26 protein-coding genes are annotated in these 26,465 nt (G+C 74.2%); 8 read left to right on the forward strand and 18 right to left on the reverse strand.

Features of this window, described 5'->3' with window-relative positions:
- Positions 1-73: 73 nt before the first annotated feature.
- A complete protein-coding gene (locus IG94_RS0105260; RefSeq protein ID WP_107060437.1) occupies positions 74-1,555 on the reverse strand; it encodes a hypothetical protein in 1,482 nt (493 codons plus the stop codon).
- 206 nt (positions 1,556-1,761) lie between these two features.
- Here IG94_RS0105260 and IG94_RS0105265 point away from each other — a divergent pair, with 206 nt between their 5' ends.
- From IG94_RS0105265 to tgmB, 3 genes are all read left to right on the forward strand, one after another.
- Positions 1,762-2,088 carry a YkvA family protein gene (locus IG94_RS0105265; protein WP_031031750.1) on the forward strand — a complete coding sequence of 109 codons (327 nt, stop codon included), beginning with the start codon at positions 1,762-1,764 and terminating at the stop codon, positions 2,086-2,088.
- Between the two features lie 119 nt (positions 2,089-2,207).
- A complete protein-coding gene (tgmA, locus tag IG94_RS0105270) occupies positions 2,208-2,399 on the forward strand; it encodes a putative ATP-grasp-modified RiPP (RefSeq protein ID WP_031031753.1) in 192 nt (63 codons plus the stop codon).
- 16 nt (positions 2,400-2,415) lie between these two features.
- Positions 2,416-3,399 carry an ATP-grasp ribosomal peptide maturase gene (tgmB, locus tag IG94_RS0105275; RefSeq protein WP_031031755.1) on the forward strand — a complete coding sequence of 328 codons (984 nt, stop codon included), beginning with the start codon at positions 2,416-2,418 and terminating at the stop codon, positions 3,397-3,399.
- A gap of 66 nt (positions 3,400-3,465) precedes the next feature.
- Here the strand turns inward: tgmB and IG94_RS0105280 are convergent, their stop codons facing one another.
- The 6 genes from IG94_RS0105280 to IG94_RS0105305 all read right to left on the reverse strand — a co-directional run bounded on the left by IG94_RS0105280 (position 3,466) and on the right by IG94_RS0105305 (position 7,990).
- On the reverse strand, positions 3,466-3,675 hold the full coding sequence (locus IG94_RS0105280; protein WP_031031758.1) for a hypothetical protein: 210 nt from the start codon (positions 3,673-3,675) through the stop codon (positions 3,466-3,468).
- 124 nt (positions 3,676-3,799) lie between these two features.
- Entirely contained in the window at positions 3,800-4,300 is a 501-nt protein-coding gene (locus IG94_RS0105285) for a hypothetical protein (RefSeq protein WP_031031761.1), read from the reverse strand.
- Positions 4,301-4,594: 294 nt separating this feature from the next.
- Positions 4,595-4,861 (reverse strand): DUF5133 domain-containing protein, encoded by a 267-nt coding sequence (locus IG94_RS0105290; protein WP_031031763.1) that lies wholly within the window; start codon positions 4,859-4,861, stop codon positions 4,595-4,597.
- Between the two features lie 181 nt (positions 4,862-5,042).
- A complete protein-coding gene (locus IG94_RS0105295) occupies positions 5,043-6,812 on the reverse strand; it encodes an ABC transporter ATP-binding protein (protein ID WP_031031765.1) in 1,770 nt (589 codons plus the stop codon).
- 211 nt (positions 6,813-7,023) lie between these two features.
- The gene (locus tag IG94_RS0105300) at positions 7,024-7,572 is read right to left on the reverse strand and encodes a hypothetical protein (protein ID WP_031031767.1); all 549 of its coding nucleotides are present in this window, start codon (positions 7,570-7,572) and stop codon (positions 7,024-7,026) included.
- A 28-nt stretch (positions 7,573-7,600) separates the two neighbouring features.
- Entirely contained in the window at positions 7,601-7,990 is a 390-nt protein-coding gene (locus IG94_RS0105305) for an ATP-binding protein (protein WP_372459472.1), read from the reverse strand.
- 369 nt (positions 7,991-8,359) lie between these two features.
- On the opposite strand from IG94_RS0105305, the gene IG94_RS0105310 reads away from it, so the two are divergent.
- Both IG94_RS0105310 and IG94_RS0105315 read left to right on the forward strand, forming a co-directional pair.
- Entirely contained in the window at positions 8,360-8,587 is a 228-nt protein-coding gene (locus IG94_RS0105310) for a DUF397 domain-containing protein (RefSeq protein ID WP_031031774.1), read from the forward strand.
- Between the two features lie 200 nt (positions 8,588-8,787).
- Positions 8,788-9,714 carry a helix-turn-helix domain-containing protein gene (locus tag IG94_RS0105315; RefSeq protein ID WP_031031777.1) on the forward strand — a complete coding sequence of 309 codons (927 nt, stop codon included), beginning with the start codon at positions 8,788-8,790 and terminating at the stop codon, positions 9,712-9,714.
- Positions 9,715-9,798: 84 nt separating this feature from the next.
- On the opposite strand, the gene IG94_RS0105320 is transcribed toward IG94_RS0105315, so the two are convergent.
- From IG94_RS0105320 to bdeA, 9 genes are all read right to left on the reverse strand, one after another.
- Positions 9,799-10,617, reverse strand: a complete 819-nt coding sequence (locus IG94_RS0105320; RefSeq protein WP_031031780.1) for an SAM-dependent methyltransferase — start codon at positions 10,615-10,617, stop codon at positions 9,799-9,801.
- Between the two features lie 166 nt (positions 10,618-10,783).
- Positions 10,784-12,076: an ABC transporter substrate-binding protein gene (locus tag IG94_RS0105325; protein ID WP_031031782.1), complete on the reverse strand. Its 1,293-nt coding sequence runs from the start codon at positions 12,074-12,076 to the stop codon at positions 10,784-10,786.
- Positions 12,073-13,236, reverse strand: coding sequence for a branched-chain amino acid ABC transporter permease (locus tag IG94_RS0105330; protein ID WP_031031784.1), 1,164 nt, complete (start codon positions 13,234-13,236; stop codon positions 12,073-12,075). Before IG94_RS0105330 ends, IG94_RS0105325 begins: the two co-directional genes overlap by 4 nt.
- Positions 13,229-14,128 (reverse strand): branched-chain amino acid ABC transporter permease, encoded by a 900-nt coding sequence (locus IG94_RS0105335; RefSeq protein WP_031031787.1) that lies wholly within the window; start codon positions 14,126-14,128, stop codon positions 13,229-13,231. Before IG94_RS0105335 ends, IG94_RS0105330 begins: the two co-directional genes overlap by 8 nt.
- Positions 14,125-14,937: an ABC transporter ATP-binding protein gene (locus IG94_RS0105340; RefSeq protein WP_031031790.1), complete on the reverse strand. Its 813-nt coding sequence runs from the start codon at positions 14,935-14,937 to the stop codon at positions 14,125-14,127. Before IG94_RS0105340 ends, IG94_RS0105335 begins: the two co-directional genes overlap by 4 nt.
- Positions 14,934-15,734 (reverse strand): ABC transporter ATP-binding protein, encoded by an 801-nt coding sequence (locus IG94_RS0105345; RefSeq protein WP_031031792.1) that lies wholly within the window; start codon positions 15,732-15,734, stop codon positions 14,934-14,936. The genes IG94_RS0105340 and IG94_RS0105345 overlap by 4 nt, the downstream gene beginning before the upstream one ends.
- 425 nt (positions 15,735-16,159) lie before the next feature.
- Positions 16,160-17,443 carry an RsbRD N-terminal domain-containing protein gene (locus tag IG94_RS0105350; protein ID WP_031031795.1) on the reverse strand — a complete coding sequence of 428 codons (1,284 nt, stop codon included), beginning with the start codon at positions 17,441-17,443 and terminating at the stop codon, positions 16,160-16,162.
- Between the two features lie 117 nt (positions 17,444-17,560).
- Positions 17,561-20,383: a helix-turn-helix transcriptional regulator gene (locus IG94_RS0105355; protein WP_031031797.1), complete on the reverse strand. Its 2,823-nt coding sequence runs from the start codon at positions 20,381-20,383 to the stop codon at positions 17,561-17,563.
- 216 nt (positions 20,384-20,599) lie between these two features.
- Positions 20,600-21,505, reverse strand: coding sequence for a bis(hydroxyethyl) terephthalate hydrolase (bdeA, locus tag IG94_RS0105360; RefSeq protein ID WP_031031799.1), 906 nt, complete (start codon positions 21,503-21,505; stop codon positions 20,600-20,602).
- Between the two features lie 561 nt (positions 21,506-22,066).
- On the opposite strand from bdeA, the gene IG94_RS0105365 reads away from it, so the two are divergent.
- Positions 22,067-22,960, forward strand: coding sequence for a Gfo/Idh/MocA family protein (locus IG94_RS0105365; RefSeq protein WP_031031801.1), 894 nt, complete (start codon positions 22,067-22,069; stop codon positions 22,958-22,960).
- A 21-nt stretch (positions 22,961-22,981) separates the two neighbouring features.
- On the opposite strand, the gene IG94_RS0105370 is transcribed toward IG94_RS0105365, so the two are convergent.
- Complete coding sequence (locus IG94_RS0105370) at positions 22,982-23,425, reverse strand: hypothetical protein (protein WP_078892172.1); 444 nt, start codon at positions 23,423-23,425, stop codon at positions 22,982-22,984.
- 322 nt (positions 23,426-23,747) lie between these two features.
- On the opposite strand from IG94_RS0105370, the gene IG94_RS0105375 reads away from it, so the two are divergent.
- Together IG94_RS0105375 and IG94_RS0105380 are read left to right on the forward strand one after the other, a co-directional pair.
- Positions 23,748-24,956 carry a glycoside hydrolase family 64 protein gene (locus IG94_RS0105375; protein WP_031031806.1) on the forward strand — a complete coding sequence of 403 codons (1,209 nt, stop codon included), beginning with the start codon at positions 23,748-23,750 and terminating at the stop codon, positions 24,954-24,956.
- Between the two features lie 85 nt (positions 24,957-25,041).
- A complete protein-coding gene (locus tag IG94_RS0105380) occupies positions 25,042-26,145 on the forward strand; it encodes a PP2C family protein-serine/threonine phosphatase (RefSeq protein ID WP_107060438.1) in 1,104 nt (367 codons plus the stop codon).
- Positions 26,146-26,186: 41 nt separating this feature from the next.
- Here IG94_RS0105380 and IG94_RS0105385 read toward each other — a convergent pair whose 3' ends face one another.
- Complete coding sequence (locus tag IG94_RS0105385) at positions 26,187-26,408, reverse strand: hypothetical protein (protein WP_031031811.1); 222 nt, start codon at positions 26,406-26,408, stop codon at positions 26,187-26,189.
- Positions 26,409-26,465: the final 57 nt, after the last annotated feature.

Genomic DNA, 26,465 nt, shown 5'->3' on the forward strand with positions numbered 1-26,465 from the left:
CGGCCTTCTTCCCGGCGCGGACCACACCGTGCCGCAGGGTCCGGGCGCTGATGCCGCGGTGTTCCGGGCGCCGCTACTTTGCCGCTGCCACCCGGCGGCGGACGGGCCGGCGCCGCGCGGTGTCCTGCGAGGCCACCCGTACGCACAGAGCCGTCAGCGCGACGAGCGCGGCGGCCACGGCCACGGCGACGGCGAGCCAGGCGGGGGCCATGGCCAGGTCGGTGACCGGGGAGACCCGTGCCGTGGGCGTCGCGCCGCCGTAGAGCTTCGCCGCCGCCAGTGCCGCCGGTGCCACGACCGCCGCGGCGAGCAGCGGGACGGCCGGGCGCACCGTCAGGAGCAGGGCCAGCACCAGGCAGAGTGCCGACAGGCCGAGGGCGACCCCGTAGGCGCGGGCCGAGGCGTCGGCGCGGTGCAGGGGGAAGAAGGCCACGCCGCATCCGGCGAGAACGGCGACGGTGAGCCAGGCGGGCCAGGCCGGTCCCCGGGCCGATCGGCGCACCGGAGATTTCTTGCCATCGGCACGTGCCGGACGACTCATGCCAACGTCACGCTCCGTAGCATTCGGGTCGCGGTCGCGCGCCGCCGGACTTCCGTCGGCCGCACGGTCCTGTGCCCGGTCGTCATCCGGGCCGCGGCGGCCGGTGCGCCGGAGTCCGCGGCGCTCGCGGCCCCGACGGGCCGCGGCGGCGAAGACGCCGTCGCGCGGCGGGTGTTGGTCGCCTTCACCGGCGTCCTCCGCCCCGGGGGCCTCGGCCGCGTCGCGGGCCGCCCGCAACTGCCGGGCGTCGGGGCTCTCCTCGCGTACGTGGCCGTCCTCGCCGAGCCGGCCGATCAGTTCGACGAGTTCCTCGACGGGCCGCCCGGTGGCCGCCGCCTGTACGGCGGCCTGCCCGCAGTGCGGTTCCAGGGACGTGCGGTGCAGCAGGCCCATCAGCCTGGTCACGTCCTCCACGGAGCGGCTCTCCGCCGCGGCCCGGATCGCCTCGTCCGCGCTGTCCGGGTGGCGCGGCGGCCTGGTCAGCAGGCCGACCAGCCGGGTCACGTCCTCCACGGACCTGTTGACCCCGACCGCGCGGAGCGCGTCGACGGTGGCCTGCGCGTATTTCGGGGACTGCTCCAGCGTCGTGATGAGGTCGACGACCTCCTCCAGCGGCCGGTCGGCGACGGCGGCGCGTACCAGGTCACCGACGGGGTCTCCGTACGCCCGGTCCGCCGGGTCTGCCTCGGGGGCCTCGCGGCGGTCCTCCGCTCGCGGTGCGGCCGTCCCACCGGGGCCGGGGCGGTCGGCGCCGGGGAGCCCGCGGCCGGCGGGGTCGGGGGCGCTGAACTCGGGTTCGCGCAGGTCGGGATCGGGATCGAGATCGAGGAGGTCGTCGTCGTCCAGGCCGGTCCCCCAGACGTCCGCGTCCCGGCCGTCCGGCTGGGCGGTGGTCCGCGGCCGCGTGCCGGGCGGCCGTGCCGTACCGGTCGTCGTGGTCGTCTCGCCCGTGGGCAGATCCAGGGCGGATATGGAGTACTCGGGCGAACGGGGTGATGAAGAGCCTGTGGTCATGATCTCTCCGTGTGTTGGGGTGCGGCCGCCCTGCGTCCCCGACATGCGACACGCGCTGTGTGCTGACCATTACTAAGCACGTCTACGCCGCCCTGCCACTCCGGGTGGGCCACAGGGATGAGAGGACCCGGCCGCCGGTCTTGCCGCCGCCCCGAGCGGGCATCCGCTGGAGGAGGCGCGCGCCGCGCGCCGAGGAGGAGGGCCCGGTGGACACGACCACGGTGGTGTTGGTGGCGGTGGTGCTGCTGGCGGCGCTGGCCCTGGCAGGGGCCGTGGCGCTCCTGGTGCGGCTGGTGCGCACCCGGCGGGACCTCAGGCGGGCCGGACTTCCCACGGGCCCGCGCTGGGTCTTCTGGGGTGCCGTCCTCTATCTGGTGCTCCCGGCGGACCTGCTGCCCGATCCGGTCTATCTCGACGACATCGGTGTGTTGTTCGTCGCACTGCGGTCCCTGCGCGGCCCGCTGGGCGGCTCGAACGGTGGCGTCGACCTGCAGCGGGGACGATCATGCCCGCCGGATGGTTACGCAAAGTAAGGAAACCAATCACCCGTTCGAATCGTATAAGTCCTTGGGAGCCGGCGAAAGTCGGCCTACCGGGAGGCGACGCGCAGCGGCCGTCCTCCACTTCGGGGAGCACCGACCAGGGAGAGACGATGCAACCGTTCGCGCTGAACTACGCCCGGCCGGCCGTGGAGTTGGAAGCGACCACTCCGTACGTCTACGACTCCGGGCAGCAGTTGAACGTGTTGTGGGACGGGCGGGCGGCCGCCTGCGACCACGCCCTGCTGAGAGAGCTGGGCACGACGACCTCCACCGCGGGGTCGAAGACCCACTTCGACGACTGAACACGGGCCGACCGGAATGACCGTACTGATCCTGACCAGCGAAGAGGACGTCACCGCCGACATGGTGGTGGTGCACCTGAACGCGTCGTCGGTCCCGGTGGTCCGACTGGACCCCGCGGACCTGACCGAATCGGTGGCGCTCTCGGGCGAGTTCGTGCACGGCTCCTTCCGGGGCCATCTGTCCGCCGGGGAGCGCCTGGTGAGCATCGGCGGGCTGCGGTCCGTCTGGCTGCGCCGGCCGGGCGGCCCGGCCGCGCGGGCCGCCGAACCGTCGGCGTGGCTGACCGAGGAGTCGGGCCAGGCCCTCTACGGCATGCTCCGGGGCAGCGGGGCACGCTGGATGAACCAGCCCGACGCCGCGCACCGGGCCCGCTACAAGCCCTGGCAGCTGCGGCTGGCCCAGCAGTGCGGGCTGCCGGTGCCCGCCACGCTGATCACGACGTTTCCGCGGGCGGCACGGGAGTTCGCCGAACGCTATCCGGACCTGGTGGTCAAACCCGTCTCGGGTGCGCATCCGCAGGACCCGCCCCTGGCGGTGCCGACCAGCCGGGTTCCACCCGAGGCCGACTTCTCCGCCGTCGCGCACGGACCGACGCTGCTGCAGCGCCGGGTCGCCAAACGTGCCGACATCCGGCTGACGGCTGTCGGCGACGAGCTGCTGGCCGCCCGCAAGACGACCGCGCACCCGGATCCCGACGAGGTGGACGTGCGCTTCGCGGCGTCGGCCGAGCCGTGGCGGCCCGTCGAGGTCCCCCCGCGGGTCGCCGAGTCGGTCCGGTCCTATCTCCGGGCCGCGGAACTGGCGTACGGCGCTCTCGACTTCGCCGAGGACGGGGACGGCACCTGGTGGTTCCTGGAGTGCAACCAGTCGGGGCAGTTCGGCTTCGTCGAGGTGGACACGGGCCAGCCGATCGCCCGCACCATCGCCGAGTGGCTGGCCCGGCCGGGGCCGGGCGACGCGATGCCGTCCGGGCCCCCGGGCGCCACGGCAGTGGGCTGAGCGGGCCTCACGTGTGAGGGCGCCGGCCCCGGGGCCGTTACCGGGCGCCTCCCGGGTGGCGGCCCGTCAGCGCGGGCCGGGCAGCATGGCCGTGCGCTGCCAGCCGCCGCCCGGCGACGGCTGCCGTTCGGCGCCGGGCAGGTGCCCGGGCGCGTGCAACGGACGCATCGCCACCTCCAGTTCCCTGCTCACGCGCTCGGCGTCCCGCCGCACCTGCTCGGGAATGTCACCGCGTTCGGCGACGAGTCGGTCGTAGATGGGGGAATCCTGGAACACCCGTCAACGCGCCTTTCGTGTCGTCCGCCCCCGCTCGGAGGCGCGACTGAGCAGTCTAGGCGTCCGTTCACGCCGCGGTGCGCATTCCGTCAGGATGTGAACGACGGTCCGGTCCGCGGTCGGCTCAGGCGCCCGTGGTGGAGCCGGGCCGCACGATCATGAGGATCGTCACCGTGGCCCACAGCAGGTTGAACAGACCGGTGAACATGGCCAGCCGGGCCGTCGCGGCGCGCTCGACGGGGCGCCCTCCGGTGAGCTGTTCCAGCAGCTCCTCCTGGCGCGGCAGGACGAAGGCGGCGAGCAGACCGGCGGCGACGGCGGTCAGCGTGATGGAGGCGATGAGCCAGGCGTCCTGCAGCACGCCCATCGCGGCGGCCGTGGCGAAGCCGAGGACGGGCACCGCGATGCCGAGCCCCGCGTAGACCCGGCAGATGCGGTGCAGGAGCCGGACCGTGCCCGCCTCCCCGGCCGTGTCCGCACTCGCGGCCGGGGTCGCGGGTACGACGGCGGGCAGGGCCGCCGTCGCCTTCCGCGCGGCCGCCGGGAACATGCTGGCGGCCACGGTGACGGGGCCGACGGCGATGATGGCGGCAAGGACGTGGAGGGACAGCAGGATCTTGGTCATCGTTCGGGGCTCCGGGAGGCGGGAGGGTCGGCGTGCGGTGCTCGGGAAGCAACGCTAGAAATCCGCCGGGTGATCGCCCAGGGGCGAAAACGACAGCTTCCAACGGGTTCTCGCCAGCACTCCCCCAGCACGTGCGCGGCACCGTCCCGGCACCGCTGTCGGGGCTCCCACCAGGGCACTCGGCGGGAGCGTCCGACGGCGCGCGGAGGAACACGACGGGCCCGCGACGGGGATCGGCGCGGCGAGTGGCGCGCCGGCCCCGACGCGGGCCCGGGAAGGTGCGGTCCAGCTGTGTCAGACGGCCAGTGACAGGCCGCTCTCGGCCTCGGGGTCCGCCGCCGCGCCTGCCTCCGGGGCCGTGCGCCCCTTGGCGAGCAGCAGCGCGTCCGCCTTGCGCACCGCGTCGTGCACGCTGGTCGTCGCCATCATCACGCACAGCGTGTAACTGGCGTCCGCCAGTTCCCTCGCGGCCGCGGGCGTCTCCCGTTCCGCCTGAGCGATCCGCAGCGACGCGTACCGCGTCAGCAACTCCCTGACGACCTTCGGGTCCGGCTCGAGCACGAAGCGCCCCTCTCTCGGGTTTTCGCTGCGTATGCCCGGACCCGCTCGGAACAATCACACCGCGCACGCGCCGGCGCACGTTTGACCAGATTCCGTCGTCCGGTGTCCGAGTGCCATCGGAAACAGCGGACGACTCGGTGGGGAGCGGGTGCGACGGCCGGGCGGACGGCAGGGGTCGCGGTCAGGCGACCTGCCCGCCGTGCAGCGCCGTGTACGCCCCTCCCCCGGCCATGAGTTCCTCGTGGGTGCCGGTCTCCAGGACGCGGCCCTCGCCCATCACCACGATGCGGTCGGCGCCCCGCACGGTGGACAGCCGGTGGGCCACGACGAACGTCGTGCGTCCCCGCAGCAGCCGGGCCAGCGCCTGCTGGACGAGCGCCTCGGAGCGGGTGTCCAGGGCGGAGGTCGCCTCGTCCAGGATCAGCACCCGGGGGTCGCGGATCAGGGCGCGGGCGATGGCCAGGCGCTGGCGCTGCCCGCCGGACAACCGGGCCCCGTGCTCCCCGACCAGGGTGTCGAGGCCCCGGGGCAACCGGTCCACGAACTCCAGCGCGTTGGCGTCGCGCAGTGCGCCGCGCACCGACTCCTCGTCGGCGTCGTCCATGCCGTAGGCGACGTTCTCCCGGACCGTGCCGTCGAAGAGGACGGACTCCTGCGGCACCACGGAGACGAAGCGCCGGTAGGTGCGCAGGTCGAGGGCGGTCATGTCGGTGCCGTCCAGCAAGAGGCGGCCCGAGGTGGGGCGCAGGAAGCCGATGAGCAGGTTGAGGACGGTGGACTTGCCGGCGCCGGACGCTCCCACCAGGGCGATCGTCTCGCCGGGTTCGACGGTCAGGGTGAAGTCGCCGACCGCGGGCCGGCCGTCACTCTCGTAGACGTGGCCGACTCCCTCGAAGGCCACGGCGCCGCGCAGGGCGGTGAGTTCCGTCTTGCCCTCGTTCTCCTCCAGTTCGGGCGCCTGGAGGACCTCGCCGACCGAACGGACGGACTCCAGGCCCTTGGTGATGACCGGGGCCAGCCCCGCCAGGGTCGTGGTGGAGGTGGTGAGCGTGGTCAGGAAGGCGCTCAGCATGACGACGTCGCCGGCGGTGACTCCCCAGACGCCGTGGTACGAGATCAGCGCGGCGCCCGCGAGGACCAGGACGCCCACCACGTTGAGCACGACCCAGGACAGCGAGGCGAAGCGGCCGTTCACGAGGTCCAGGCGCAGGCCGGAGGTGAGCAGGCGGCCCAGGGTGCCGTCCATGCGGCTCAGGGCCTTGCCCTCCAGGCCGTGGGCGCGGGTGACGGGGATGAGGCGGGTCATCTCCGTCACCCGGGACGACAGGGTCTCGACCTCGTGCCTGAAGTGCTCGTTGTGGCTGCGCAGCCGGGCCCGCAGCCGGGCGACGAGCAGCGAGGCGGCCGGCACGACGACGAGGAAGACGGGCAGGAACTCCGGGGTGCGCACGGCGATGATGACCAGTCCGCCGGTGAGGACGGTGAGCGCGCCGAGTCCGGTCTCGGCGGTCTGCTGCACCATCTGTTCCACCGTCTCCACGTCCCGCACGACCTTGGCCTGCAGGACCCCTGCGCTGACCCGCGCGTGGTAGCCGATGGAGAGCTGCTGCATGCGCGTGCAGAGCGCGGAGCGCAGCGTGGTGCCCATGCGGCGCACGCTGCCGTACAGGAGACGGACGTAGAGCAGGTGCAGCGGGTAGTTGACCAGCAGGATGAACATGATCACGCCAGTGCTGGTCCACAGATCAGCGAGCGGGCCGTGCTGGACGACGGTGTCGATGATGGACGCGGTGACGAGCGGAAGCAGCCAGACGGGGCTGTGCTTGACGGTGAACACGAGCACCGCGCCCGCCAGCCGGTGGCGGTCGGCGCGGAAGAGGTAGACGAGCGTGCGTATCGGGTGTTCGCCCCGGTAGCGGTGATCGAGCGGCTTTTCCATCGACGACGCCATCGGCGTGGTCCTCCAGGTGACCAGGGTGGGCAAGCGCTTTCTCCACGCGCTTTCCTACCCGGTCGGCAGGCGATGACCACACCGTCCCGCGTCCTGGAGGTGCCGTCGGGCCGCAGTCGACCGGCGCCTCGGAAGGGACCCGCGCCTTCTCCCCCGTGGAGGGCGCGGGTCCCGGTCTCCGGGCAGCCGCCGGGTCCCCGGGGCGGCCGGTTCAGTCGCCGAGTGTGCGGGCGAGTTCGGTGGTGGCCCGTGCGACCTCGCTGTCGCCCTCGGTCAGCAGCCGGTCCAGCTCGCCGCGCCGGGCGCGGACCGCCTGGCGTGCCGCGCGCTCCCACGCCACCGGGTTCTCCCGGTGGTTGAGCAGCTTGGGGTAGGCGGTGGCCGTGGTCTCCCACTGCCGTGCGTCGGCGATGTTCTTCAGCAGCTGGATGATCTGCGCCCGGCAGCTCACCTGGGGCCGCTGCGCCAGTTCCCAGAGGAAGGGGACGGTGGCGGCGGTCGCCTGCTCGACGACGAATCCGTACTGGCAGATGCGCTTGCGCAGGTCGCCGAGTGCGGCGCGGGCGGTCTCGGCGTCGCCCCGGGCCACCTTGCGGAGCAGCCGCGGGATGGCGGCCGCCGATCCGCTGGAGTCCTGGATGTCGCCCCAGGGCACACTGTCCAGCCCCGCCAGGAGGGCGGCGGCGCGGGGCGCGCCGGGCGGCTGCGGGTGAAGGTCGGTGCGCCGGATGCTCGGCTCGGGTGTCGGAGCGCTGCGCATGGTGTGGGGCCCTTCCGCGGCAGTCGGGTCAGATGAGGGGACGGGTCGGCAGCTTGGCCCAGACCGTCTTGCCCGCCGGAGGCCTCGGGGTCCAGCCCCACTCCTCGGCGAGGGCGTCGACGATGCCCAGGCCACGTCCGTGTTCGCCGAATGCGGCGTCGTCGGACGGGTCGAACACCGGCACGTTGTCCCCGGAATCGGAGACGGCCAGAGTCAGGTGACCGGGGTCCCGTACGAGGCCCAGCCTGACCTCCGGCGCACCGGCCGCCGCCGACGGCACCGCGTGGGTGACGGCGTTGGTGACGAGTTCGGTGACCACGAGAGCGGCGTCGTCGCCGCAGTGCTCCAGGGACCAGGCGCGCAGCGTGTCCCGGGTGAAGACCCGAGCCCGGGCGAAGCCCTCTCGGCTGCAGGCCACGCGCAGCACCACGGCGCCGGACCGGTCGGTCCCGGCGGGGCGCGCGCCGTACGGTGCGGCGCCGGGCCACTCGGACCGGCCCACGGTGTCCCGCGGCGCACACGGGAGTTCTCCGGGCCGGCTCGTCGCGCCGGCCTCCGACACGGGTTCGCCGGTCGACCGGAGCGTTGGATGCGCAGGTGACGACACAGGTTCTCCCTGATGCGACCTCAAGACGGGGCGCCCACCGAGGGGTTGACGCCACGGCTATTATCCACGCTGAGAGCGCTCGCGTGCAATTGCACGAGAAATTGCGCGAAAAAAATCGGATGGGAGCGCTCGGGGACCGAAGGAACTCGGTCCGCTCCCCCGAACGGCAAGGAGACCGCGGTGCCACCAGTGCGCAACGGAGTGCAGGCCAGCTCGCTGGAAGCCTGCTGGACGAAGAGTCGGCACAGCAACGCCGAGGGCAACTGCGTCGAGGTCGCCCTCGTGGACGGAGGCATCGCGATGCGCAACTCCCGTGACCCGGACGGCCCCGCGCTCGTCTACACCCCGGCCGAGATAGCCGCGTTCGTGGCGGGCGCCAAGGACGGCGAGTTCGACCATCTGCTGTGAGCCGCCGCGGGGCGGCCGCGACGGACGGTGGCGCCGCACAGACGTCCCCCGGTGGCACGAGTCCGGCAACACGGGCGCGGCAGGACGGGCCCGGCACCACAAGCGGAGCCCAACTACCCTTTTTCCACAGGCGGATGCGCCGGGCACCGGTGGGGTGAGATAGTCTTCCCCTCACGTCTGCCGGTCTGCTGGGAGTCAGGATGTCCGCCGCGTCGCCCCGCATCTCCCGTCTCGAACCCTATCTGGACCGGGCCGAGCCGGCTCCGACTCTCCTGAAGATGCTCGTCGGCGTCCAGCTGGCGGGTTTCCGCGAGGACGCCGGCCTCTCCCAGGACCAGGCGGCCCGTGACATCGGCTTCAGCGCGGCGAAGCTGTCGCGCATCGAGTCCGGCAAGGGCCGCAGGCCTCCGACGGAGACCGACGTCCGCGCACTCCTGAAGCGGTACGGCACCGATCCGTACGAGGCCTCCGTGCTGCTCAAGCTGTTGCAGCGCGCGGGCGAGCCGGGCTGGTGGCAGCGGTACGACAAGCGTCTGATGCCGGAGTGGTTCGATCGTCTGGTCGGCCTCCAGGAGGCCGCCTCCACCATCCGCACCTTCGAGATCCAGTATGTGCCGGGACTGCTCCAGACCGAGGCCTACACCGAGGCAGTGGTCGAACGCGGTCTGCCCAACGCACCCGCCGGCGAGGTCCGTCGCCGCGTCGAGCTGCGCAAGCGCCGCGCGGAGCTGCTGCACCGCAAGGACGCGCCGCAGCTGTGGGCGATCATCGACGAGTCGGTGCTCCTGCGTGTGCTGGGCAGCCGTGAGGTGATGCGCGAGCAGCTGGCCCACCTCGCCGCCATGGCCGAGGAGCCCCATGTGACGCTCCAGATCGTGCCGCTGGACGTGACGAACGCGTCGGCGCCCGCGATTCCGATCACCTACCTGCGCTTCGGCGGCGTCGACCTGCCCGACGTGGTCTATCTGGAACACATCAGGAGCGCCAACTTCCTGGAGGACCGGGACGAGACGGAGGAGTACCGGGTCGCCCTGGACCGGCTGGCCGACGAGGCGCTGACCCCGCGCGCGTCGCTGGAGCGGCTGCGCGAGACGATGGCGGGCCGCTACTCGGAGAAGAAGCAGTAGCGAAGAAGCGGTGACGGCGAACGGAGGGAGGGCACACGCGGCGCGTGTGCCCTCCCTCCGTTCGTACGGTGTGCCGGAGACGCGTCAGCGCAGTCGGCCCAGGCCGCCGAACTCGATCCACTCGTCGGTGAGCTGACGGGGCGCCACATCGGTGTCCGGGCGCCAGGTGGAGACCTCCACGAGGCCGGGCTCCAGGATGTCCATACCCTCGAAGAAGTCCTCGACGTCCTTCGGCTCACGGACCCGGCCCCAGTGCCCCTGGGTCGCCTGGTCCATGAAGTCCGTGACGAACTTGCGGACTTCGGGGTCCTCGCTGACCAGCTGGCACATCACGGCGTAGCTGCCGGGCGCGAGCCGTTCGGTCACCCGGCGGACGACCGCCTTCGGGCCGTCGGTGTCGCTGTCCGGGATGCAGTGGAACACCGAGTTGAACAGCACGGCGACCGGCTGCGAGAAGTCGATCAGGCGCTGGGTGTCCGGGTGGGAGAAGATCTCCTCCGTGGCCCGCATGTCGGCGTGTATGACGGCGGTCTGGTCGTTCTGGTCGAGCAGCGCCCGGCCGTGGACCAGCACCATCGGGTCGTTGTCGACGTAGACGACGCGGGAGTCGGGCGCGACGCGCTGGGCGATCTGGTGCACGTTGTCCTGCGTGGGCAGGCCGGATCCGTGGTCGAGGAACTGGCGGATCCCGTAGTCCTGGACCAGGGTCCGTATGACACGCTGCAGGAAGCGACGGTTGTTCAGCGCCAGGCGGCGCGTGCTGGGAACGACCTTGTCGAGTTCGCCGACCGCGGTCCGGTCCGCCGCGTAGTTGTCCTTGCCGCCCAGATAGAAGTCGTACATACGTGCGGCGGTAGGCACGTTCGCGTCGATTTCCGTGGACAGCTGCTTGTCGGCTTGCATCGTTCCCCCAGCTCCATAAGGGCGCCAACTGGACTGGCATGACAGACAGTACATCCTAGGGACCCACTGGTCAGCAGAACCAGGGGGGTGGATCAAGTGACCGTCAAACCCGCTGCGACGCAGCCCGGTTGACGGCCACTCCCGCCCCCGGCCGACCCGCTCGCGGTCAGCCGCGGGCGGCCAGGTAGGCGTCCACTCCGGGCGCCTTGTGGGCCTCCTCCACCCCGACCAGGCCGCCGACCGCCTTCGCGTCAGGCTTCAGCACGTACGTGGACCGGCTGGCCGGCGCGGTCACGAGGGTGAAGTCCTGCGGCGTGCCGAGGCCGGTGTCGGCGTTCTTCTGCGAGCGGTGCGCCTTGACCACGTCGGCACGCGCGAGACTGCCGCCCTCGCAGGCCTTCTTCAGGTCGGCGCCCATCAATTCGGCGGCGTTGTAGCCGGAGAGCACTCCGGAGTCGACGAGCTCACCCGGGTACTTCTTGTTGTAGTCGGCGACCATCTTCTCGACGCCCGGCAGGTCGGAACTGACCGCGGGCGCGGCGCTGACCACGTGGACCATGGCGGCCAGCGCGCCCGCGGCGGGCGTCTTCATCAGCTGCGGGGCGTAGCCGGGGGCGCTGGTGACGATCGGCACCTTCAGGCCGCGGGCCGCGGCCACCCCGGCGAGCGACGCGGTCTGGGCGGGACCAGCGCTGATCAGAACGGCCTTCACCCCGGCCTTGCTCAGCGCGGAGACCTGCGCGGTCAGGTCGGTGTCGGTGGCCTTGATCTTCTGCCCGGCCACCTTCATGCCCGCCTGCTCGGCGGCCCATTCGGAGCCCTCCAGCGCGTTGGCGCCGTAGTCGCCCTCGAAGTACACGTGGCCGATCGTGTCGCCCTCGGCGATCTTCTTGGTGCGGGTCAGGAAGTCCACGGCGGCGATCATGTCGAGGTCGTAGGTGGTGCCGAGCACCTGCACCGGGTCCATGCCGAGCAGGGAGGCGGCCCAGGCCTGCGGGAAGGTCAGCATGTGGTCCCGCTCGATGTCGTCGAGCAGGGCTGCGACCACCGGCGAGCCGATGACCTGGGGCAGCGCCACGACGTCGGGGGCGATGTCGGCGTAGGCGGTGACCGCCTTCTGGACGTCGTAGCCGTGGTCCTTGACGACGATCTCGACGTCGCGTCCGCAGACGCCGCCCGCCGCGTTGGTCTCGTCCGCCCACATCTGCTGGGCCTGCACGATGCTCTTGCCGAGGGTGGCGTAGGGCCCGGTGAGATCGGTCAGCGCGCCCAGTCTGACGCTGCTGTCGCTGACTCCGGGACCGGACTTGACGCCGTCGGCGGCGTCGCCGGTGCTCCCGCCGTCCGCCTTGGAACTGCAGGCGGTGCCCGCGAGCAGCACGGCGGCCAGCGCCGCGGCCGACGCGGCGGTGCGGGCGGCGGTGCAGGCGGTGCGGGGCCTCGGGTGCGTGAGGTTCACGGGGTGTGCTCCTTGGCTCGTGCGGCGGGATCGGTGGGGTCGGTGGGGTCGGTTCCGGCGGCGGGGATCGGCGCGGCCCCGGTGCCCGGCGGGCCGGTGGCGCGGCGTCGGCGGCGCAGGCGGGCTCCGGCCCGGCGGGCCAGTCCGTGCAGGCCGTCGGGGGCACGGAGCAGGATGACGACGATCGCGGCGCCGTACAGGTACCGGGATGCCTCGGTCGGGCCGATCGCGCCGCCGCCCGAGCCCGGGGTCGCCACCAGCGGCAACTGGTCGGCGTAGCGCGTCATCAGCAGCGGCAGCGCGGTGACGAAGACGGCGCCGGCACTGGCGCCGGCCACCGAGCCGAGGCCGCCGATGACGATCATGGCGAGGTAGTCGACGGAGAGGGCGAGGGAGAAGTAGTCCGGCACGACACGGCGGAAGGAGAGCGCGAGCAGCACTCCCGCGAGGCCCGCGTACATCGAGGAGACGACGAACGCCGCCGAGCGGTAGCGGGCGACGTGCACGCCCATCACGGAGGCCGCGGTCTCGCTGTCGCTCAGCGCCGCCAGGGCCCGGCCGGGTCGTCCGCGCAGCAGGCCCCGCGCGGTGAACCAGGTGAGTGCGAACAGCGCCAGGCCCAGATACCAGAGCCGTTCCTCGGCACCGAACGGCACGCCGAGGACGGTCAGTTCGGGGCCGGAGTCGGCGAAGGCGAAGCCGCCCACCTCCAGCGGCGGCACCGAGCGTCCGTTGAAGCCGCCGGTGACGGAGTCGGCGGTGAGCAGGACGTGGTGGCCGAGGAAGACGAGCGCGAGGGTCGCCACACCGAGGTAGATGCCCTTCACACGTCCGGCGACCGGGCTGAAGAGGCCGCCCGCGGCCCCGGCGAGCAGGACGGCGAGGACGGCGGCGACGGCGGGCGGCAGGCCGGGGCCGGGCTCGCCGGCCAGCCACACGTAGCCGTAGGCGCCGACGGCGAGGAAGAAGGCGTGCCCCAGGGAGAGCTGGCCGGCCGTGCCGCTGAGCAGGCCGAGGCCGACGGCACCGACGGCCGCGGCCATGGAGAACAGGCCGATGCGCAGCCAGAAGGCGTCCAGGTAGAAGGGCAGGGCGCAGAGCAGGAGTACGGGCGGCAGGAGCGCGGCGCGGCGGCGGAGGACGGATCGCGGGTCAGACACGGGCCGTTCCCTTCGCGGCGAAGAGCCCGGCGGGGCGCACCAGGAGGACCAGCACCATCACGGCGTAGGGCGCGACGTCGCCGAAGCCCTCGCCGAGGACGTGCAGGTCGGACTGGTATCCGGCGACGAACGCCTCCGTAAGGCCGATCAGCATGCTGCCGACCAGGGCGCCGACGGGGGACGCCATGCCGCCCAGGATGGCGGCCGGGAAGGCCTTGAGGGCGATCTGGCCGGTGGTGCGCTCCAGTCCGGGCGCCGGGAAGGCGACGAGGAAGACCGCGGCGAGCGCGGCGAGGCCGCCGGCCAGGCACCAGGCGGCGGTGCGCACCCGGTTCAGCCGTACGCCCATCAGGGCGGCGGCCTCGGCGTCCTCGGCGGCCGCCCGCAGCGACAGGCCCCAGGAGGTGAACCGGAACAGCGCGAAGGCGCCGCCGATGGCCGCGGCGGAGACCAGGATCGCGGCGACGCGGCTGTCGGCGACGGTCACCGGTCCCAGGTCGGTCACGGCGTCGCCCCACGGGTCGCCGAGCGGCAGCAGGTCGCCGCCGATGCGCCGGGCCAGGTCGGTGACCAGGACGATGTCGACGCCGATGGTGACGATGGTCTGCACATGGGCGGCGTGCGGGTCGCTCCCGCCGGTCCGCTGCAGCACCAGCCGGTCGAGGAGCCCGGCGACGGCGGCCGTCACGAGGACCGCGACCGCCAGCGCCCCGGCGAAGCCGAGGTCGTCGTGGAGGACGGCGACGAGGTAGCCGCCGAGCAGCAGCAGCGAGCCGTGGGCGAAGTTCAGTACGCCGGACGCCTTGAAGATGGTGACGAATCCGAGGGCGATCAGGGCGTAGACCGAGCCGACGGCGAGTCCGTTGAGGAGGTTGTCGAGAAACCCGCTCATGCCGCGCCCTCCTTCGCGGTGCCAGTGCCCGTGCCCGTGCCGAGGTAGGCGCGGAGCACCTCGGGGTCGCGCCGGACCTCGTCCGGGGTGCCGTGGGCGACGGCCCGGCCGAAGTCGAGGACGGTGACGTCGTCGGCGAGGCGCATGACCAGGCCCATGTCGTGCTCGACCAGCACGACGGACAGGCCGAGTTCGGCGCGGATCTCCCGGACGACCTCGGTCGTGCGGGTGCGTTCGGCGGCGTTCATGCCGGCAACGGGTTCGTCGAGCAGCAGGACACGGGGCTCCAGGCACAGGGCGCGGGCGAGTTCGACGCGTTTGCGGTCGCCGTAGGGCAGCAGGGCCACGGGCGTGTCGAAGTGGGCTCCCAGGCCGGTGAGTTCGGCGATCTCGCGGGCCCGGGCAAGGTGTGCCCGCTGTTCCCGTACGGCGCTGGGCAGGCGGAGGGCGGTGGCGGCGAAGCCTGCCCGGGACAGGGCGTGCCGGCCGAGCATGAGGTTGTCGGCGACGGTGCCCCGGGTGGTGACGATGTTCTGGAAGGTGCGGGCCACACCGAGTGCGGCGATCCGGTGCGGGGCGAGCCGGGTCAGCTCGGCCGCGCCGAGCCGTACGGTGCCGGCGGTGGGCCGGTACAGGCCCGACAGGACGTTGAAGCAGGTGGACTTGCCGGCGCCGTTGGGGCCGATGACGGCGTGCACGGTGCCGGGGGCCACGGTGAAGGAGACGTCGTCGAGGGCGAGGAGCCCGGCGAAGCGCACGGTCACCCCCCGGACGTCGAGCGCGGGCGGTGCGGCGGGGGCTGCGGTCACGCGGCTCCCCTCCCGTCGAGACCGCCGGCACCGTCGGCGGTCTCCCCCAGGTACAGGCGGCGTACGGCGTCCGTCCGCGCGAGTTCGGCGGCGTCGCCGGAGAGCCGGACCTCGCCGACCTCCAGGACGTGGGCGCGTTCGGCGAGGGACAGCGCCATACCGGCGTTCTGCTCGACGAGCAGCACGGCGGTCCCCCCGGCGTTGATCTCGCGGACCACCTCGGCGATGCGGTCCACCATCATCGGGGCGAGGCCGAGGGAGGGTTCGTCCAGCAGGAGCAGGCGGGGCGCGGCCATCAGGGCGCGGCCGATGGCCAGCATCTGCTGCTCGCCGCCGGACAGCAGGCCGGCCGCCTGGCGGGTGCGCTCGCCGAGCCTCGGGAACAGGGCGAGGACCCGGTCCCGGGCCTCGCGGACCTGGGCCGGGGCCCGGCGGTTCAGGCCGAGCCCGCCGGCCCGCAGGTTCTCGTCGACGGTGAGCCCGGCGAACACCCGCCTGCCTTCCGGCACCTGGACGACTCCGGCGCGTACGGCGGTGACCGGGTCCCGGCCGTCGAGGACCGTGTCGCCGTAGCGGACGCCTCCGGCCGTGATCGCGCCCCGGTGCAGGCGCAGGGTGCCCGAGACGGCCCGCAGCAGGGTCGTCTTGCCGGCGCCGTTGGCACCGAGCAGCGCGACGACGGCGCCGTGCGGGACGTCCAGGGACACGGAACGGAGGGCGGACAGCGCGCGCCCGTACGTCACGTCGAGCTTCTCGACGTGCAGCGCGGGCGCGTCGTCCGGGGGTACTGAGGGCATCGCGGCTCCTTGGGACCGGCCGGAAGGGCACGGTGACGGTGAAGGGGGGGACTCACGACAGCACGGGCGGGGGTGGCCGTACAGGGCCTCCGGGCCGGGTCGCTGCGAGGTCCCAGTCCGGGGGCGGCGAGTCTGTGCGGATGCCCAGCGCGGACGGGCGCCGAAGAGGCGTGACCGGGCAGCGCCCGATGCCAAGCGCAACCCGAAGCCGGGCAGATTCCGGAGCCGAGCGGGACCCGGAGCCGGGCAGAACCCCGGGCCGAGCAGACCCCCGGGCCGGGCGAGGACCCGAAACCAGGCAGTACCCGGGGCCGAGCGCCGGCGGAACCCGAAGCCGGGCAGAACCCCGGACCGGGCAGAACACGGGGCCGGGCGGGGAGACGGCGCCGGAGCGGCCCGGGCCGTGGCGGCCGGGGTGGGGAGGGTCAGTCGCGCAGTACGCGGCGGGTCGTCAGGGAGAGGCTGATCTCGACGACGTCGGCCGGGCGGGACAGGGAGCGGCCGGTGAGCTGTTCGCAGCGGCGGAGGCGGTTGAGGACGGTGTTGCGGTGGCAGTAGAGGCGCTCGCCCGCCCGCTGGGCCGAGCCGTCGCAGTCGAGCCACGTCGTCAGGGTGTCCAGCAGTACCTCGCGGTCGGCGGGCTCCAGGCGCAGCAGCGGGCCGAGCACCCGCTCGGCGAGGGCCCGGCCCAGCTCGGGGCTGGAGACGACCAGGGCGGCGGGGAGCTGGTCGGCCAGCCGCACCGTGCCGCCGGCCTCCGGGCAGATCTCCAGCGCGGTGTCCGCGAGTCTGCGGGCGTCGCCGACGGCGGCCAGTCCGTCGACCGGGCTGCCGACGCCGATCCGGAGACCGGGGAAGGCGGCGGGCGGCCCGGACACCGGGTCGTGCGGGGCCGGCAGGCCCCCGTCGGCGCCGACGGGGACGATGCCGTAGTCGACGTCGGGACCGGCGTGCCAGTGCACGCGGCTGCCGGAGGGCACCGCGGCGGCGCGGCCCGCGTCGGGGCGGCCGGGAGGCCCGCCGGTGACGGCGACCACCACGTACCGGCCCTGCTCCGGCAGTTCCAGCACCTGGGCGGCCTCGGGCAGGTCGGCGATGCGGCTCGTGCCGTCGAGCAGGCCCGCCGCCAGCAGCCGGGCCCGGTTCTCCCGGCGGCGTCCGATCCGCCACTCGGTCCGGCGGTAGGCGTCCGCGACGAGGGTGCAGTGCTCGTCGACGAAGTCCCACACGTCGGCCGCCACGTGGACGAGCAGGCGTACGTCCTCGGGTGCGGCCCTGGAGGTCTCCTCGACCAGCCGCTGCCAGACCAGGGAGCCGCCGAGGCGGAAGGCGTGCAGGAGGGCGTCCAGCGGGAGTCCCTGCTCGGCGCGGGTGGCGCCGATCCGCCAGGAGCAGCGGCGGGCGGCGTCCCGTGCGCCGCGCGGGTCGAGCAGCGAGGCCACGCTGTGCCGCAGCGAGCGGTGGGCCTCCTGCCAGGTCGCGGAGGGATCCCTGGTGAGGGCCGTGCGGTAGGCCGGCTCCTGTTCGTTCAGGAGGGCGACCAGCCGGTCGGTCAGTTCGGGCAGGTCGTCGAGCAGACTGCGGGCCGCCCGGTGCAGGACACGCAGGGCGTCCCCGTCGGTCGACGACCCGGTGCCGGGTGTCCGCGGACGTGGAACGGGCGTCAGCCCGGCGCGGATGGGTGCTCGTGACCGTACGGCGTGCTGCATCGCGGTCCTCCCCGGGCAGGGCTTGCGGAGGCGGTCCTCGGCGGGCTGTCCCGCCCGCGACGGTCCTGCCCCCTGACTCGTCCTGCCCCGAAGGATGGCATACCGTCCGGTCGGTCCCTAGGGTCGTGCACCGGTCTTCTCTGCGGGTCCGGCCCGTTCCGCCTGCCCGACCACACGGGCCAGCTCCAGGCGGGACCGGACGCCGAGGGCGGCGAAGACCCTGCGCAGGTGGTAGTCGACCGTGCGGGTGCTCACCGCCAGGGTCAGGGCGACCTCGCGGTTGGTGGCTCCCTCGGCGACGTGCCGCGCGATGCGCAGTTGCTGCGGGGTGAGACGGGTCAGCGCCCCGGAGCCCCTCCCGTGCGGGGCCGCCCCCAGGGCGCGGAGTTCGTCGCGGGCCTGCGCCGCCCAGACACCGGCCCCGCTGCGCTCGAAGCCGGCCAGCGCGGTGCCGAGACGGTCGCGGGCCTCGCGGGGTCTGCGGCGGCGGCGCAGCCACTTGCCGTACAGCAGTTCGGTACGGGCGCGTTCGAAGTCGCCGCCCGCCTCGTCGTGCCGGTCCAGGGCACGCCGGTAGAGGCCGTCAGCTCCCTCCGGCGGCGCCAGGAGGGCACGGCAGCGGGCCAGTTGGGCGGCGGCCTGCCGGTCGGCGCCGAAGGCGGCCCAGTCGGCGAAGTCCGTGAGGACGCCGGCGGCGTCCTCGTGGCGGCCGGCGAGGACCGCGGCCTCGACGAAGCAGGGCACCGCGAGCCGCCACACCGCGAAGTGCCCGCGTCCGGGCCCGGGCAGCACCAGGAGTCCGAGCCGGTCGGCGGCTTCGAAGGGACGCCCCCGGCCGAGGTCGGCCCGGGCCTCCGCCCACTGGGCGAGGGTCGCCGCCTGGGCCAGACCGTGCCGCCGGGCCGTGGACAGAGCGGCCGTGACGTGCCGGGCGACGGTGTCCGGGTCCTCCTCGATCGAGGCGGCGAGGGCCAGTACGGCCCTGTGGTGGGCCGCCGTGTTGCGCTGCCCGGTCCGCAGCGCGACGCGCAGCCCCTCTTCCGCATGGGCACGCGCCTGCGGGTGCCGGCCGGCGCGCAGTTCGGCGTAGGCGAGGTACTCCAGAGCCTGCGGCACCAGCGTCTCCGAGCCGAGCTGCCGGGCGGCGGCCAGCGCCCGGGCCCCGGCCCGGCGGGCGGCGTCCACGTTCCCGAGCAGCAGCGCGGCGGCCGCGGAACGCAGCAGCGCCTCGGGCCGGTGGTCGGTCCCGCCCCGCTCCACCACCTGCCCGAGTGGAGCGGCGGCGCGGTCGAGCCGTCCCTGGAGCAGTGCGCGCATACCGGCTCCGTGGTCGCGCACGACCATGGTCGGGTGCTTGCCGGGCGGCTCGGCCCCGGTGTGCGGACGGACCGCCGGCTCCCCGGCCCGCGGCGATCCGGGCGCGAGCGTCGCCAGGCATCCCTCCAGGTCGCCCGCCGCCCAGGCCGCGTCGGCGGCGGCGAGCGCGGCGGTCGCGGCGTCGGCGGGGGCGTCCCCGGCGAGCAGGGACGCGGCCAGCAGCAGCGACTGGTGGGCGTCGCCGACCGGACCGTCCCGCAGTTCGGTCAGACCGCGTACCAGTTCGGCCCGTCCGCGTACGGCGGCGGGGGCGGCGCGGGCACGGGCCGCGGCGAGCAGCGGCCGGGCCCGGTCGGGCCGGCCCGCGAGCAGGTACTGCTCGGCCGCCGCCGTGTACCGCTCCGCCCGCGTCGCCCCGTCGGCCGTCAGATCGGCGGCCCGCGCGTACGCCGTCGCCCGCAGTGCGTACGGGGCGGGCACCGCGCCGTCACCGGCCGCCGACGCCAGCCGGTCCGCGAGGGACGGCGCCGGCGCCGGACCGGCCAGGGACCACGAGCGGTGCAGCAGACCGGGCAGCCGCCGACCGCCGTTCTCCAGCGCCTCGGCCAGCGCGCGATGGACGGCACGGCGCCGCTCCGGTGCGGCGGTGGCGTGCACCGTACGGCGGACCAGCGCGCTGTGGAAGCGCAGCCGGTCGCCTCCTTGGGCGAGTTGCTCGGGCAGCGCTTCCCGACGGCCGGGCACCGCGGCCGACTCGGGCGGCTCGGGCTGCTCGGGCTGCTCGGGCTGCTCGGGCGGCGGTTCTGGGCGCTCCGCCACTTCGGACGGCGTCCGCAGCCGCCGTACGGCGTCCAGGACGAGGCCCGCGTCGACGTCCGGCCCGTCCGAGGCCCGTACGGCGGCCGCCACCGTCAGCAGCAGGTCTCCCGCGGCGGCCGACCGGCCGGTGTGTGCGCCGCCCGCCACCGCGGCGAGTGTCGCCGCGTCGGCCAACGGGGCGGGCAGGGGCAGGCGACCGCGCAGTTCGGCGGGTGACAGCCGGCGGACGAGGGCGAGGAGCAGGGCCGGGTTGCCCTCCGCCTCGGCCACGAGCCGCTCGCGGACGGCGGGGTCCGCGGCGCCGTCGGTCGCGTCGTCGAGAAGGGCGGCGGCCTGTGGAGGTGTGAGCGGATCCAGGCGGAGGGTGGGCAGGTGGGCGAAGTCCGGGTCGACGGCGCGGTGGCCGGCGACGGAGACGAGCAGGCCGACGCGGTCGGCGGCCGGCAGGCACTCAGCTGCGTGCCCGAGCGCGGCCCGGGCGGCGGTGTCCAGGAGGTGCGCGTCGTCCACGCAGACGAGCGCCGGCGCCTGACGCGCCGCCGCCCGCAGGACGGCGAGGAGTTCACCGGCGGAGGGCCCGGCGCCGTCCGACTCCCGGCCCGGTGCGGGACGGAACACGGGACCGGTCCGGAAGGAGCCGGCGGCCCAGGTGAGGAGTGCGGTCCTGCCGAGTCCGGGTTCCCCGGTCACGAGGAGCGGGCTTCCACGGGTGGGGAGTTGGTCCAGCAAGGCGCGCAGTACCCGGCGTTGCGCGCTCCGGCCGTGGATCCGCGCGGCCGTGGAAACGGTCGTCTCTCCGGTCATTCCCGGGAGGTTACCCGCGCGTAAACTGCGGCGGAAGCCATCCGTCCGGGCGGGGCGGACGTCCCCTCGCCCCTGTCACCTGCGGTGTCGCGCCGGAAGAGCGGCCCCCGCACTGTGCCGGCGCCCAACCGGGGCGGGCCGCGGGCGTGCGGCGGCACAGCGGAACGGCGACGGCCGCAAGCGCTCGCGACCGCCGCCAAAGGTGCCGTGGGAGGCTCAGGAACCGTGCGGGCAGTTGCCCCGGTACTCCTCGATGGTCAGGCTGGGCCGGGGCAGCGGGCACAGGAACTGCTCGTAGCGGGTGTCGTTGTCGATGAAGCGCTTGAGCCAGGAAATGCTGTACTTCGCGATCGTCGTGTTCGACGTGTTGGGCGAGAAGTGGGTCGCGTTGTTCAGCTCCAGGTAGGCCCGGTCCGTCGCGGACGGCAGGCTGGAGTAGAACGGCTCGGCGTGGGAGGCGACCGGGGCGATCGTGTCTCCGTCGGCTCCCACGACCAGGGTCGGTGTGCTGACCTCCGGCCAGGTCTTGTCCAGGTTCCACGGGGTGAGGGGAATGGCCGCCTGGAGCGAGGGCCGGGACTTGGCGGCTTCGAGGGTGCCGCCGCCGCCCATGGAGTGGCCCATGACGCCGAGCCGGCTGCTGTCGATCCGTTCGCGGACGGAGCTGCGCCCGGTGAGGTAGTCGAGCGCGGCCAGGAGCTGACGGCCGCGGGAGTCGGGCTGGTCCAGCGTGGTGTTGGTGTCGATGGTGAACACGACGAAGCCCTGCGAGGCCAGCCGCGGACCGAGCCAGGCGATGGACGACTGGTACGCGGTGTAGCCCGGTGAGATCACCACCGCGCCGAAGGTGCCGTCGGCGGTGCTGGTCGGGTAGTAGATCGTGCCGCCGCCGAAGCCGGTGACCGCGAGCGAGGAGACTCTGGTGTCCGCGACGGAGTAGGAGCCGCGCGACGCCTCGATGCTGGACTCGGTGGGGGCCGGGCCCCGCTCGTACGGGTTGTCGGCGGCCTGGGCGCCGGGGCCGGTGAGGGTACTGAGCGCGAGGACCGCGGCCACGGCCGCCGTCACACCGGCGAACCGGCGCCCAGTGGCGCGGGTGCGGGTGCGGGGATTTCGCTGCACGAGGGGGGTTCCTCTCTGTCGTGGCGAGCGGCCGGGCCGGTGGTCGCACACGGCCCGGAACACGCGGGGGTCGCGTGCCGGGACATCCGCCGGTGGCGCCGCCTCTGGTCGGGGATGCCACTCTCGACCGGCGACGGGGGCGCGGGCATCGGCAGAATCACCGGTCTTGCACGGGCCGTTTCGCCGCCGGGCGGGGAACCGCCGCGCCGGAATGCCGCGACGCGGTGCCGGAGCAAGGGCGGAGCAGGGGCGGATCAGGGGCGGAGCAGGGGCGGATCAGGGGCGGAGCAGGGGCGGAGCAGGGGCGGAGCAGGGGGCGCGACGCGCCCCGAGAGACAGGCGGTGCTCGGCCGCAGTGCCGAGCGGTGGACGCGCGGGAGGCACGGCCGGCGGGCGGGCGCGGCTCGCGGTGTTCGGCCCGGCCCGGCGTCCGCGGTCCCGGGTCTTGCCCGGCCGCCCCCTCGGTGTGACACGCTCGGCGTCGACCGGACGGCTCTCCGCCGCCGGCGCGAGGAACGCCGGCCGGTCCTGCCGGGTCCGGCACCGTGGAGAGGCGGCGGCATGCGCATCGGACTGCTCGGCACCGGCCCCTGGGCGGACATGGCACACGCCCCCGCCCTGGCCGGGCACGACGGCCTGGACTTCGTCGGGGTGTGGGGCCGCCGGCCCGACGCCGCCGAGGCACTGGCCCGGCGGCACGGCACCCGCGCCTACGACGACGTCGACGCCCTGCTCGCCGACGTGGAGGCCGTCGCCGTCGCGCTGCCGCCGGGTGTGCAGGCCGAGTCGGCGGTGCGGGCGGCGCGGGCCGGATGCCATCTGCTCCTCGACAAGCCGCTGGCGACGAACGCGGCCCAGGGACGCGCGGTGGTCGGGGCGGCCGAGGCGGCGGGCGTCGCCTCCGTGGTCTTCTTCACCGCGCGGTTCCAGCCGGAGACCGAGGCGTGGATCACCGAACAGGCCGCGTCCGACGGCTGGTTCACCGCGCGGGCCCAGTGGCTGGGATCCGTGTTCGGCGGTGACGGCGGCCCGTTCGCCGACTCGCCGTGGCGGCGCGAGAAGGGGGCCCTGTGGGACGTGGGGCCGCACGCCCTGTCCGTACTCCTGCCGGTCCTCGGTGACGTCCTGCGCGTGACGGCGGCGGCGCCGGGCCCCGGGGACACGGTTCATCTGGTGCTCGACCACGCCGGTGGGGCGTCCAGCACGCTCACGCTCAGCCTGACCGCGCCGCCGGCCGCGGCGGGTACGGCGGTGGAACTGCGGGGCCGGTCCGGGGTGACGCTCCTCCCGGACGCCGCGCAGGGGGCGGTACCCGCGCTGCGGCGGGCCGCGGACGCGCTGCTGGCCGCCGCGGGCGGCGGGCGCCCGCATCCGTGCGACGCCGCGTTCGGGCTGCGGGTGACCGAGATCCTCGCGGAGGCCGAGCGGCTGCTGCGCTCGTCCGGTCGCGCCTGACCGCTGACCGCCGGCCGTCGGTCAGCCCTCCGGGCCCGGCTCCCGCCCGCCCCCGAGGGGCTCTTCGCTCCACCGGAACCACGCCCGGTCGCCCCTGATGTGCAGCAGGAACCCGGCGACCGGGCCGTCCGGCGAGACCAGCCGGACGCGCCGCTCGATCTCCCCGTAGACCGCCTCCCACTCTTCCCAGTGACCGGCGTCGTCCCGCTCCGCGAGGGCCAGTTCGCGGGCGAACAGGTCCCGGACGTCACCGTAGGCGGGCCCGGCCTCGAACCGGCCGGAGAGCCAGGGGAAGTCGGCGTCGTCGATCCGGATCTCCCCGAACTCCGCACCGGCCCCCGACGCCGCCCCGGGCTCCTCCTCCCCGGCTCTCTCCGCCCCGCCCCTCGTCGTTCCCGTGTCTCCCGGTACTCCCGGTGCTCCCGGTGCCCGGCCCACGCGCCAGACCTCGCCCTCGAAACCCACAACCGCCTCCACCGCGTCCGCGCCGCCCGTTCGCCGCGCGCCCAGCATGGCACCCGGTCCCGTCACCCAGTTGCCGACACCTTCAGACCGGCGCCCGCGCGGCCCCGGATTAAGCACGCCTTAAACACCGGTTAAGCGTGCCCCGAGCAACACCCGTGACCCCAAGTCCCAGCTGGTACAACGGGTTTGGCGGCGGCCGACGGCGGTTGGCCCGACCACCCCCGCCGCATAGCATCGCCGCACGGCGTGAGAGCGCTCTCAGGATTTCCGCCCGAGTCCCGCTCTGCCCTGTCATGCCCCGATCACTCTGGAGACTCCCCACATGACTGCTCGTCACCAGCGCCCGCTCGGCCGCCGCAAGCTCCTCGTCGCCCTCGGCGGCCTGGTGGTGGCCGCCCCGGTCGCCGCCGCCGTCGCCCCGCACGCCCTGGCGGGCGTCGGTTCGGACGACTCGGGCCCCGAGACCAAGGCCGCCGGTGCCCTGCCGCTGACGATCGTCAACAGCACCGGTTCCTACGGCAACGCCGACGTCCACGTCTACATCGTGGGCAACCAGGACGGCACGCAGGTGCGGGTCACCCCCGACGGCACCGTCGCCCCCGTGGCGCTCTCCGACAACGGTGCCGACGGCTTCACCGACTACGCCATCTCCCTCGGGGGCAGCGGCGAGACCAAGCTGAACCTGCCGTACCTCTCCGGCCGGATCTACGTGTCCCTCGGCGAGAAGCTGAAGTTCAAGGTCGTCGCGGACGGCGCGGGCAACGCGGCCCTGCAGTACCCGGCCGGCTGGGTGGAGTCGGACCCCAACTACGGAGTGCTGCACGACTGCGCGGAGTTCACGTACAACTCCTCCGGCATGTTCTGCAACACCACCATGGTCGACATGTTCAGCGTGCCGCTGGGCATCCGCCTGACGGGCTCCGAGGACCAGACGACCGGCACCATACGCGCGGGCGGCCGGGCCGCCGTCTTCGAGGCGCTGCGCAAGGTCGAGGAGTTCGCTCCGCTGGTCGTGGACGACACCCGCGTGATCGCGCCCGGGCACGGGCTGGACGCGGGGCTGTTCCCCAAGGACTACCTGGCCCCGTACATCGACGAGGTGTGGAGCACCTACACCGGCAAGGACCTGAGGATCACCACCAACGCCGGCACCTTCACCGGCCGGGTGCGCGGGGACCGGCTGACCTTCGACGGACCCGCCCAGGTCTCCTTCGCCAAGCCGTCCACCCGGGACGTGCTGTTCTGCGACGGCAACCTCGCCGCGCCCAACGACGGCACCACCGGTCCCGTCGCCGCGGTCCTGGGCGCGGGCTTCAACCGCTCCACGCTGGTCTCCACGGCCGAGCAGCCCACGACCGACCCCGCGGCCTTCTACGGGACCGACCTGACCAACCACTACGCGAAGGCGGTGCACGCGGCCACCGAGGACGGCAGGGCGTACGGCTTCGCCTTCGACGACGTGGCCGACTTCGCCTCCTACATCCAGGACACCGCGCCCACCGGGTTCCGGCTGACGCTCGGCGCCTTCTGACCGCGTCCGCGCCCGCACCCGGCACCCCGCGCGACCGGTTCGGCGTGCGGGGTGCCGGGCGGCGTAGGAGCGTGGACGTGTGCGTATGGTGTCCGGCTCGCTGCTGCAACTCGGCGAGGACCGGCGGAGCTGGCTGACGGGGGCCCCGCCGCCCCGCTGGGTGCGGGTGCTGCCCGTGGCACTCACCGCGTCGATCTGCGCGGCGACGCTGGTCAGCGACGACCGGCTCGACATCGGCTTCCTGCTGGGCGCCATCCCGCCGCTGGCCGTCCTGTCCTACGGCCCGCCGGCGACGGCCGCGCTGTGCGGTGCCGTCGTCGCGCTGCTGACGGTGCCGGTCTTCGGCCTCGACCGGCCGGGCGACGCCGACCTGCTGACCCTGGTCTTCGTCGCCGTACTCAGCGTCTTCGTGTCCTTCGTGCGCAGCCGCCGCGACGCTCAGCTGGGACTGGAGCGGACGGTCGCCGAGGCGGCGCAGCGGGCGGTGGTGCCCCCGCTGCCCGAGCGGGTCGGAGCGGTGCGCTGCGCCGGTCTCTACCGGGCGGCACAGCGCGGGACCCTGGTCGGCGGCGACTTCTTCGACGTCCGGAACGGGCCCTTCGGCGTACGGGTCGTCACCGGGGACGTGCAGGGCCACGGTCTGTCGGCGGTGTCGACGGTGGCCTCGTTGCTGGGGGCGTTCCGGGAGGCGGTGCTCGACCTGCCGGACCTCGCGGCGGTGGCGGGGCGGCTGGACCGCAGGCTGCTGGTCGACTCGGCGGACGCCCGGCACGCCGAGTTGTTCGCGACGGCCGCGCTGCTGGAGTTCTCTGCGGACGCCCGGGAAGTGCGGGTCGTCGTGTGCGGCAACCCGCCGCCCGTGCTGATGCGGGCGGGGAGGGCGGCCGAGGTGGAGGTCTCGCCGTGGACACCGCTCGGCATCGGGCTGGCGGACGCCGCCGGGATCGAGACGTGCTCGGTGGCGCTGCGCCCGGGTGACCGGCTCTTCCTGGCGTCCGACGGGGTGGTCGAGGCCAGGGGCGGCGACGGCGCGTTCTACCCGCTGGCCGACCGGCTGGCCGCCTTCGCGGGCGAGGAGACCGCCGCGCTCCCGGCCCGGGTCTGGGCGGACCTCGTGCGGTTCTGCCCGGACGTGCAGGACGACGTCACGATGCTCGTCCTCGCTCCGTCACCGGCTGCGGACGGCTGACGCGCCCTCTCCCCCGTGCCCGGGGCCGGCCGGGTGCGGAGTCAGGGCAGCAGCTTGTCGATGGCCGCGGGCCCCTCCTCGGCCAGCTTGCGCCTGGCCCAGTCGAGGTTCTCGGGGGTGACGTCCCGGCCGGCCGCCAGAACGAGGTCCTCCGCGGACACCTCCGTGCCGGTGCGGGAGTGGAGCAGGTCGTCCGGGGTGGCGCGGTCGTCCCCCGCGCGGGCGTCGGACGGCCGGTGGGCGTCGGGCTGTGGCGTCGACATGATCAGTGCTCCTCTGATCCGGTTCGCTGATCTGGTTCGCTGATCCAGCTCGCTGAT

Source organism: Streptomyces olivaceus (assembly GCF_000721235.1).
GTDB lineage: Bacteria > Actinomycetota > Actinomycetes > Streptomycetales > Streptomycetaceae > Streptomyces > Streptomyces olivaceus.

Coding starts and splice junctions, on each gene's coding strand:
- IG94_RS0105335 (WP_031031787.1), bottom strand. CDS start 14,128: ATGAGCGGGTTTCTCGACAACCTCCTCAACGGACTCGCCGTCGGCTCG.
- IG94_RS0105355 (WP_031031797.1), bottom strand. CDS start 20,383: ATGACCGGAGAGACGACCGTTTCCACGGCCGCGCGGATCCACGGCCGG.
- IG94_RS0105350 (WP_031031795.1), bottom strand. CDS start 17,443: ATGCAGCACGCCGTACGGTCACGAGCACCCATCCGCGCCGGGCTGACG.
- tgmA (WP_031031753.1), top strand. CDS start 2,208: ATGCAACCGTTCGCGCTGAACTACGCCCGGCCGGCCGTGGAGTTGGAA.
- IG94_RS0105295 (WP_031031765.1), bottom strand. CDS start 6,812: ATGGCGTCGTCGATGGAAAAGCCGCTCGATCACCGCTACCGGGGCGAA.
- IG94_RS0105375 (WP_031031806.1), top strand. CDS start 23,748: ATGACTGCTCGTCACCAGCGCCCGCTCGGCCGCCGCAAGCTCCTCGTC.
- IG94_RS0105320 (WP_031031780.1), bottom strand. CDS start 10,617: ATGCAAGCCGACAAGCAGCTGTCCACGGAAATCGACGCGAACGTGCCT.
- IG94_RS0105380 (WP_107060438.1), top strand. CDS start 25,042: ATGGTGTCCGGCTCGCTGCTGCAACTCGGCGAGGACCGGCGGAGCTGG.
- IG94_RS0105300 (WP_031031767.1), bottom strand. CDS start 7,572: ATGCGCAGCGCTCCGACACCCGAGCCGAGCATCCGGCGCACCGACCTT.
- IG94_RS0105285 (WP_031031761.1), bottom strand. CDS start 4,300: ATGACCAAGATCCTGCTGTCCCTCCACGTCCTTGCCGCCATCATCGCC.
- IG94_RS0105365 (WP_031031801.1), top strand. CDS start 22,067: ATGCGCATCGGACTGCTCGGCACCGGCCCCTGGGCGGACATGGCACAC.
- IG94_RS0105260 (WP_107060437.1), bottom strand. CDS start 1,555: ATGACCACAGGCTCTTCATCACCCCGTTCGCCCGAGTACTCCATATCC.
- IG94_RS0105385 (WP_031031811.1), bottom strand. CDS start 26,408: ATGTCGACGCCACAGCCCGACGCCCACCGGCCGTCCGACGCCCGCGCG.
- IG94_RS0105315 (WP_031031777.1), top strand. CDS start 8,788: ATGTCCGCCGCGTCGCCCCGCATCTCCCGTCTCGAACCCTATCTGGAC.
- IG94_RS0105345 (WP_031031792.1), bottom strand. CDS start 15,734: ATGCCCTCAGTACCCCCGGACGACGCGCCCGCGCTGCACGTCGAGAAG.
- tgmB (WP_031031755.1), top strand. CDS start 2,416: ATGACCGTACTGATCCTGACCAGCGAAGAGGACGTCACCGCCGACATG.